Source organism: Reyranella soli (assembly GCF_007992495.1).
In the GTDB taxonomy this organism is placed as follows: Bacteria; Pseudomonadota; Alphaproteobacteria; order Reyranellales; family Reyranellaceae; genus Reyranella; species Reyranella soli.
On record NZ_BKAJ01000263.1, the window covers coordinates 1 to 7,999 of the forward strand.

The window sequence follows — 7,999 nt, forward strand, 5'->3', positions numbered from 1 at the left end:
GGGGGTTACAGGCGTCTTCGAAGCCCCCTCTCCTAGCCTCTCCCCCTAGCGGGGGAGAGGAACACGAGGGGAAGATAAGCGTCTCCTACGCGGCGAACAGGATGCATCGCTCGGGTTGGATCGCGACCCAGGCGCGATCCCCCGGGCGGGCCCCCATCACGGGATGAACCACGGTCCGCAGCAGCACCGGGCCGAGCCGCAGCTGGCATTCGCTCATGCCGCCCTGGAAAACGATGCGTTCGACGGCGCATTCGATCGCGCCGTCGACGGGATCGAGATGGGTCGTCGCATCCTCGGGGCGGAAGATCACGTCGACCGGCGCGCCCCGTGACAGGACGGCGCGCGACGGCACCTGCACCGTGCTGGCGCCGCCATCGAGCGCCACCTCCGTAAGGCCGCCCTGGGCGTCGACCACCTTGCCGCGCAGGATGTTCGCACTGCCGAGGAAGTTCGCGACCGTGCGGTCGACAGGCCTGCCGTAAACCTCGCGCGGCGCTCCGCTCTGAACGATCCGGCCCGCCGACATCACGGCCACCGTGTCGGACATGGCCAGCGCCTCGGACTGGTCGTGCGTCACATACAGCGTCGTGACGCCGGTCCGGGCGATCAGTTCCTGAAGCTCGAAGCGCATCTGTTCGCGCAACTTGGCGTCGAGGTTGCTGAGCGGCTCGTCGAGCAGCAGGAGCTTCGGCCGGCGCACCAGGGCGCGTGCGAAGGCGACGCGCTGCTGCTGGCCGCCAGACAACTTGGTCGCCGGCCGGGTGGCGTAACTCTCCATGCCGACCAGACGCAGCGCATCCATGACCCGAGCCTTGATATCGGCCGCCGCCACGCGCGGCCGCTGAACGCGCAGCGGATAGGCAACGTTGGCGAACACGTCCATGTGCGGCCAGATCGCATAGGACTGGAACACCAGGCCGATGTCGCGTTCGAAGGTGGGCACGTGCGCGCCCCGCTCGACATCGGCCACGACGTGACCGCCGATCGAGATCGACCCGCCATCCGGCTCCTCGAGCCCGGCGACGCAGCGCAAGGTCGTCGACTTGCCACAGCCCGATTCGCCCAGCAGCGTGTAGAAGCCGCCCTGCGGGACATCGAAGTCGATGCCCTTCAGCGCCTGGAAGCTGCCGTCGGCAGTAGCGTAGGTCTTGGTAAGGCCTCTGACTGTGAGCATCTCAAGAGTCGCCCTGGCGAGAGAGGAGCTGCCGGCGCAGCACGAAAATCACCGGCGTGACGAACAGCAGGATGAGCGTACCGACGGCCGCCGCCTGAGCGGTCTGCCGGTCGGCCTGCAGCTTCCACATGATGACGCTCAGCACCCAATTGTCCTCGGACTGCAGGACCATCGGGATCGTGAACTCCCGGAAGCCGACGATGAACAGCAGCACGAAGCTCGCCATCAGCGACGGCGCCAGCAGCGGCAGCACCACCCGGCGCACGGTGTCCAGCCAGCGGCCGCCCGAGGCGGCAGAGGCCTCCTCGAGCTCCGCGTGGATCTGCATCAACGATGCGCGCGACAGGCGGGTCGAGACGGCCAGGCGATACGAATAGGCAAGGATCAGGATCCACACGGTGCCGTAGAGCCCGATCGGGATCGTGAGATGCAGCACCATGACCGCGAAGCCTGCGATGACCGACGGGATACCGATCGACATGAAGCTCACGACGTCGAGCAGCGCGCGCCCGGGGAAGCGCAGGCGCAGGATCTGCCAGGCGAGCAGCGCGCCGACCAAGGTGATGAGGCCGGCGCTGAGGCCCGCGACCAGGAACGTGTTGCCGACCGCGGGCCAGAAGCGCCGGTCGGCGAACAGCGCGCGGTAGGCATCGAGGTTGAGGCTTTCGTTGCTGCCGCCGGAAAAGCTCGTCCACACCAGCACGACCGCGGGCAGGATCGCGCCGACGGCGAGATAGAAGCCAACGAAGAGCAGCGCCGGCACGCGCCAGCGGCCGAGCGGATAGCGGGTCGGCCGGTAGCCCTTGCCGGTGACCGTGACGAAGCGGTCGGCGCGCTTGATCAGGTTGTTGTAGATGGCCAGCAGCACCACGGCGGCGACAAGGAACAGCAGGGCCACCGCGGCGGCCTTGCCATAGGCCGGTAACTCGTCTTCGGGATTGAGCTCGAAATAGATCCGCGTGCTGAAGACGTTGATGCGGGCGGGAAAGCCGATGATCAACGGCATCTCGAACTGTTCGAGCGCGACCAGGGTCGCCAGGATCAGCGGGGCAAGCACGCCGGGGCGCAGCACCGGCAGGGTCACCCGCAGGAAAGTCGTCAGCGGACGCGCACCCGAGGCGCTGCTGGCCTCCTCCAGGGCCGGATTCATGGTGCGCATCGCCGCGCCGAGCAGCAGGAAGACGAAGGGCACCGAGGCGATACCCTGGCACAGGATCAGGCCAGGCATGCTGAAGATGTTGATCGGCCCCGGCGAGCCGAGGCCCAGCACACCACGCAGCGCGACGTTGATCCAGCCGGCATTCGGGGCGAAGAGCAGCGTCCAGGCGAAAGCCATGACGACGCCCGGCACCAAAAGCGGAAAGAGGATCGCGGTGAAAAGAGTGGTGCGCCACGGCAGGTCGGTACGCTCGACCAGCCATGCCAGGGTGAATGCCGTCAGAAACGTCACCGTGACCGAGCCGGCGACGAAGATCGCCGTGTTCGGCAGCACGCTCGAGACCAACGACGTATTGACGTAGACGTCGATGAGATTGCCGAAGGTCCAGTGGGCGCCCGGCTCGAACGGCAGCAGGTCGCTCGGGCCGCGGAAGGCCGTCGCGAGCAGCGCCAGGAGCGGCGCCATCACCAGATAGATCGCCGCCGCTGCGGCGCCCGCGACAACGATGCTGCCGGCGAGGCCGAGCTGGCCTCGTCGGCGCTTGCGTCGTGCGACGTCGACGACCGGTGCCTGGTCCGCCTGTACCGCCACCGGCGCTAGCCCTGGCCGCGGACGATTGCCACCAGCTTGCGGTAGTACTCAGCACGCTGGTTCATCGTCTCGACATCCTCGTAGATGACCTTGGAACCGGCTGCCTTGATCTCCTGGGCAAGCGGCGACTTCGAGTTGGCGCGGATGTCGGCCTGGCCGGCCAGCTCCTCGTAGAGCATCTTGGCCTCTGGCGAGAGCAGCCAGGCGATCAGCAGCCTGCCCGCATTGGGATGCGGCGCCTGCTTCACGGCACCGAGCACGAACTGGGTGGCCGGCACCATCTCCATCACCTGATAGCCCACGTTCAGCCCGTCGCGGTTCATCAGGAAGGCCCCGCTGACGCTCTCGGCGACGGCGAGCTGGCGCTCGCCCGACTTCAGGAAGTTCGCCACCGGCGAGGTCGCCACCAGGAGCTTGCGTTGCTCGATCAGGGTCTTGATCCACTTCTCGGTCCGGTCGAATCCCCAGTCGATCGCGAGATACCCGCCGAGCCGCGGCAGCAGGAAGCTGTCCGAGACCAGCTTGTCGTTCCATTGCGGGTCGAGCAGGGCCTCCCAGGCACGCGGCACCTGCTCCTTGGTGAGCTTGCTCTTGGCGAAAATCGGCGCGTAGACGTAGTTGTGGTTGGCCACGGCCTCGCCGTCCCAGAAGATGTCGCGATCCTGGGCGCCGTACTGGCGCCAGTCGAACTTCTCCAGCAGGCCGCGCTTCTGGACTTCGAGCGTGCCGCCGAGTGAGAAGGTCCAGACGTCGACGGCATGGCGGCCGGCACGCTTCTCGGCGATCAGCCGCGAGCTCGCCTGCTGGTCGCCCAGCCAGTTCACCTTCACGGCGGGAAAGCGCTTGGCGAACTCCGCCGGGATCCACTGGACCGATGGCGCGCCCGGTGCCCAGATCGTGACCTCTGCGTCCGGCTTGGCCTTCTCGTAGAGCTCGGCAAGCTGCGGTGAGACGCCGGCGGCCGGCTGTGCGGACGCGCGGCGAATGGCCGGCGCAGCGGCGAGGGCGAGAGCACCGGCAATAATCGCGCGGCGCGACGAGCGCAATTTCTTGTCCTGCATGACGTGTTCCTCCTAGGCCGTCGCCTTGTTCGATTGCCTCCGCAGGAGCGCCCTCTGGGGAGCGCTTCGTCCTGCGGAGGAGACGCTTCGCGCAGCGTCTCCGCGTGCTCCGGCTGCTACTCGGCGGCTTGCAGCAGGAAGCCCATGGGGCTCTGCGCCTTGCGCAGTTCCTCGGCGTAGGCATCGAGCCAATCGACCTTGTCCGAGGCGATGAATGAGCCGCCACGCGCGCCACGCACCAGTTCGGGCCGGTCCACGGTCGCCGGTATAGAGCCATCTTTTTGATGCGCCTGTGCGGCGGCAATGAGGCGTCGGCGCGTGATGGCGATCATGCGGTCGCTCGGCGCCAGATGCTCGAAGCTGCGATCGACGATGCCCTCGTCGGGCCCTTCCATGCTCTCGACCATGGCCTGGTCCTGCTGGCCGATCCCCTGGATGCCGGAGAAGGACTTGCCGCTCGCCTGCTCCTCGCGGTCGATCAGATAGTCGTTCTCGCGGTTGGCCTTCAGGCGCCAACGGCCAAGCCAGTCCGTGGTGGTGGGCAGGAAGTCGCGAGCGAGCGCCGCGCCGGGAATCGAGCTGCCGTCCTTCAAGGTGCGCAGCGCCTGCTCGCGCTTAGACCAGGCGAGCACGTAGGTCATGGTGTGGCTGTCGTCCAAAGGCACCGACAGCGTCGCCTGGATCATGTTGCTGAAGGTACCGTCCGGCACCATGGCGAAGCACGGGAACACGAAGTGGGCGAAGCGATGGAACAGGTTGCCGGGATCGGCCGGGCGATAGGCCGTGTACATCGTGCCCCAGTCCGTCTCCTTGACGTGGTAGCGCGGCGCGCGGTCGACCAGGCCCCAGCGGTGCATGGTCTTGGGATCGACGTCGTCGGGCTTCACGGCGCCGACATGCAGGAAGCCGAAGTGCGAGGTGTCGATGTCGCCCTCGAGCGACTGCAGCCAGTTGCAGTCGCGCTGGTGGCACATCACGATGCGCTCGTTCTCGGGAAGGCCGAAGACCTCGAGTGCCGGCAGCGGCGGCGGCACCTCGCGCTTGCCCATGTAGACCCAGACCATTCCGCCGAGCTCGGCCACCTTGTAGGCCCTGGCCTTGACCCGTTCGGTGAAGCGCTGGTCTTCCGGGATGTTGGGCATGTCGAGGCAGTTACCTTCGACGTCGAACTTCCAGCCGTGATAGGCGCAGCGGAGGCCGCCTTCTTCGTTGCGTCCGAAGAACATGGAGGCGCAGCGGTGCGGACAGCGATGATCCAGGATGCCGATGCGGCCCGAGCTGTCGCGGAAGGCGATCAGCTTCTCGCCCAGCAGCTTCAGCCGCGTCGGCGTGGCATCCGGCGCCAGCTCCTGCGGCAGGCAGGCGGGAATCCAGTATTCGCGCATCAGCTCGCCCATCGGCGTGCCCGGTCCAACGCGAGTCAGAATGTCGTTGCTGTCCATCGAAAGCATGGGCCCATCCTCCTGAGATTTGTACGCTAACCGTACTTTGGTACGATTATAGAGGCGAACGGCGCCGACTTGAAGCACACAGGCGCAGACAAGCGTTGCTGAAATGATGGCGCATCACCGCGATCGTCGGCAGAGCGATGACGCGATTGGAGTTGGGCGCGAGCGCCTTAGATGAGCTGCTGGCCCAGCGCGTCGACTTGGTCGCGCAGGACCTTGAGGAAAGTGTTCATGACTTCCGGATCGCCGGCACAGCGTTCAGCAAGCGCCGGAATGCTGATGGCGCCGACCGCCCTGCCATCGATGCGGCGCAACGGTACGGCGACGGCACAATAGCCGACCGACGCTTCCTGCTTGGTGATGCAATAGCCGTCGGCACGGCCGCGCACGATGGTCGATCGCAGCTTGGCCTTGTCGGTCAGCGTGAACTTCGTGCTTCCCTTCAGCCGCGCCGCCTTCAGACGTGCATCGAGCTCGTCGTTGGGCAGCAGCCCCAGCAGCACGCGTCCCGCGGCTGTCGAGAAAGCCGGCATCCTCATGCCGACGTGTGAGGCGAGGCCGATCGGGAAGCGCGTCGAGGCGTGGGCGATCATCACGATCTCCTGCCCGTCCAGGACGCCGACGAAGCAGGCCTCGCCCGTGATCTTCGTCACCTTCTCGCAAACCGGCTGCAGGACGGTCGACACCAGATCGGAGCCCAGGTAGGCCGCGGCCAAGCTCAGTACCGCCGGAGCGAGTTGGAACTGCCGGCCGTCGGTTTCGGCATATCCCAGGTCGACGAGTGTATGAAGCACCCGCCGTACCGTCGGCTTGGGCAGATTGGTCATCCGCGCGACATCGCTCAATGTCATCGCCGAACGGTCGCGGCCGAAGGAGCGTATGACCGCGAGGCCACGGGCCAACGCCTCGACATGATGAGATCCGTGCCCGGCTGCTTGGCGCCTGGCAGCATCTTTCGCATTCAATCGAGGCATGGGCGATGCCTTAGCCCGCCGCGAAAATCGATGCAAACAGGGATCTGGCGTTGGCCGGTCGCCGGCACAGGCGCAATCTGTTGCCCCTGAGGCTTGTCGGCTCAAAAGAGGAGATGTAAGCTAATCGTACAATAGTACGCTGTACGTACACACCGGAGGAAGCCAATGCTCACAGCCGCCGCCAACGAGACGCTGACTCGTACAGGTCCCGGAACGCCCATGGGCAACCTGATGCGGGAATACTGGATTCCCGCCTGTCTTTCCTCGGAGCTGAAATCCGACGGAGAGCCGATGCGGCTGATGCTGCTCGGCGAGCAGCTCATCGCCTTCCGCGACACCGACGGCCGCGTCGGCATCATGGAACATCGCTGCCCGCACCGCTGCGCCTCGCTGTTCTTCGGGCGCAACGAGGAAGGCGGCCTGCGCTGCGTCTATCACGGCTGGAAGTTCGACGTCGAAGGCAACTGCGTCGACATGCCGAACGTGCCGCCGGCACAAGACTTCAAGAGCCGCATCAAGGCCAAGTCCTACAAGGTGGTGGAGCGCGCGGGCTTCGTCTGGACCTACATGGGCAGCCGCAAGGAAGCGCCACCGCTGCCCAATATCGAAGTGCTGATGCTGCCCGAGGAAGAGCGCTTCACCCGCGTTCACATGCGCGAGTGCAACTGGTTCCAGTCGCTCGAGGGCGACATCGACACCTCGCATTTCGGCTTCCTGCATGTCGGCGGGCTGACGATGGACGACGTCTCGCCCGACACGATCCACAAGTGGGGCGTGGGCGACCGTGCGCCGGACTACAAGTCGACCGAGACCGAGTGGGGCACCATGTACACGGCTTATCGGCCGGCCGAGCCGGGCCAGTATTACTACCGGTTCGCTCATTTCATGTTCCCGTTCATCACGCTGACGCCCAACGGCTTCTTCGAGGATCAGGTCGCCTGCACCTTGAACGTGCCGATGGATGATACCCACACCATGACCTACAACCTCACCTGGAAGCAGAAGACACGTCCGCTCGAACTGCTGAAGAACGGCGACTGGATTCCCGGCCTGAAGCCGGACGTCGAGTATCTGCCGAACACCAACGACTGGTTCGGCCGGTGGCGCCTGAAGGCCAACCGCGCGAACGACTACCTGATCGACCGCGACATGCAGAAGAACGTCAACTACACCGGCATTCAGGGCATCGGCCGGCAGGATCAGGCGATGATCGAGTGCATGGGCGAGGTCGTCGATCGCAGCCTCGAGCATCTGGCGCCGTCGGATCGCATGATCGCCATCACCCGCAAGCGCTGCATCCAGGCCGCGCAGGAGCTGATGAACGAGAAGAAGGTGCCGGCGACCGTCGACAATCCCGACATCTACCTCGGCGCGCGCGGCGGTGCGTTCGTGGCACCGGTCGAGCAGGACTGGCTCGACGCTTATGCCGAGAAGCTGCAGACGGCCAAGAGCCCGCTCGGCTTGCTGAAGAGGAACCGGCTGCCGCTGGCGGCCGAGTAGTTGAAGCGACAACACCCCTTCATGCTCCTCTCCCCCGCTAGGGGGAGAGGTTGGGAGAGGGGGTTACAGACAATCTTCGAAGCCCCCCCCCC

Annotated in this window: 6 protein-coding genes; 1 reads left to right on the plus strand and 5 read right to left on the minus strand. The window is 65.8% G+C overall.

What is annotated here, in order from left to right; translation table 11 throughout:
* Positions 1-85: 85 nt before the first annotated feature.
* The 5 genes from RSO01_RS44880 to RSO01_RS44900 form a co-directional block, all read right to left on the minus strand.
* On the minus strand, positions 86-1,174 hold the full coding sequence (locus tag RSO01_RS44880; protein ID WP_147157132.1) for an ABC transporter ATP-binding protein: 1,089 nt from the start codon (positions 1,172-1,174) through the stop codon (positions 86-88).
* Between the two features lies 1 nt (position 1,175).
* On the minus strand, positions 1,176-2,924 hold the full coding sequence (locus tag RSO01_RS44885) for an ABC transporter permease (protein WP_147157133.1): 1,749 nt from the start codon (positions 2,922-2,924) through the stop codon (positions 1,176-1,178).
* A gap of 5 nt (positions 2,925-2,929) precedes the next feature.
* The gene (locus RSO01_RS44890; RefSeq protein WP_147157134.1) at positions 2,930-3,985 is read right to left on the minus strand and encodes an ABC transporter substrate-binding protein; all 1,056 of its coding nucleotides are present in this window, start codon (positions 3,983-3,985) and stop codon (positions 2,930-2,932) included.
* A 116-nt stretch (positions 3,986-4,101) separates the two neighbouring features.
* Positions 4,102-5,436: a Rieske 2Fe-2S domain-containing protein gene (locus RSO01_RS44895; protein ID WP_218037657.1), complete on the minus strand. Its 1,335-nt coding sequence runs from the start codon at positions 5,434-5,436 to the stop codon at positions 4,102-4,104.
* Between the two features lie 167 nt (positions 5,437-5,603).
* The gene (locus RSO01_RS44900; RefSeq protein WP_147157135.1) at positions 5,604-6,407 is read right to left on the minus strand and encodes an IclR family transcriptional regulator domain-containing protein; all 804 of its coding nucleotides are present in this window, start codon (positions 6,405-6,407) and stop codon (positions 5,604-5,606) included.
* A gap of 165 nt (positions 6,408-6,572) precedes the next feature.
* On the opposite strand from RSO01_RS44900, the gene RSO01_RS44905 reads away from it, so the two are divergent.
* Entirely contained in the window at positions 6,573-7,907 is a 1,335-nt protein-coding gene (locus RSO01_RS44905; protein WP_147157136.1) for a Rieske 2Fe-2S domain-containing protein, read from the plus strand.
* The last annotated feature ends 92 nt before the right edge of the window (positions 7,908-7,999 follow it).

Excerpts from the sequence above, each read along its gene's own strand:
- RSO01_RS44880 (WP_147157132.1), bottom strand. The coding sequence starts at position 1,174 with ATGCTCACAGTCAGAGGCCTTACCAAGACCTACGCTACTGCCGACGGC.
- RSO01_RS44890 (WP_147157134.1), bottom strand. The coding sequence starts at position 3,985 with ATGCAGGACAAGAAATTGCGCTCGTCGCGCCGCGCGATTATTGCCGGT.
- RSO01_RS44895 (WP_218037657.1), bottom strand. The coding sequence starts at position 5,436 with ATGCTTTCGATGGACAGCAACGACATTCTGACTCGCGTTGGACCGGGC.
- RSO01_RS44900 (WP_147157135.1), bottom strand. The coding sequence starts at position 6,407 with ATGCCTCGATTGAATGCGAAAGATGCTGCCAGGCGCCAAGCAGCCGGG.
- RSO01_RS44905 (WP_147157136.1), top strand. The coding sequence starts at position 6,573 with ATGCTCACAGCCGCCGCCAACGAGACGCTGACTCGTACAGGTCCCGGA.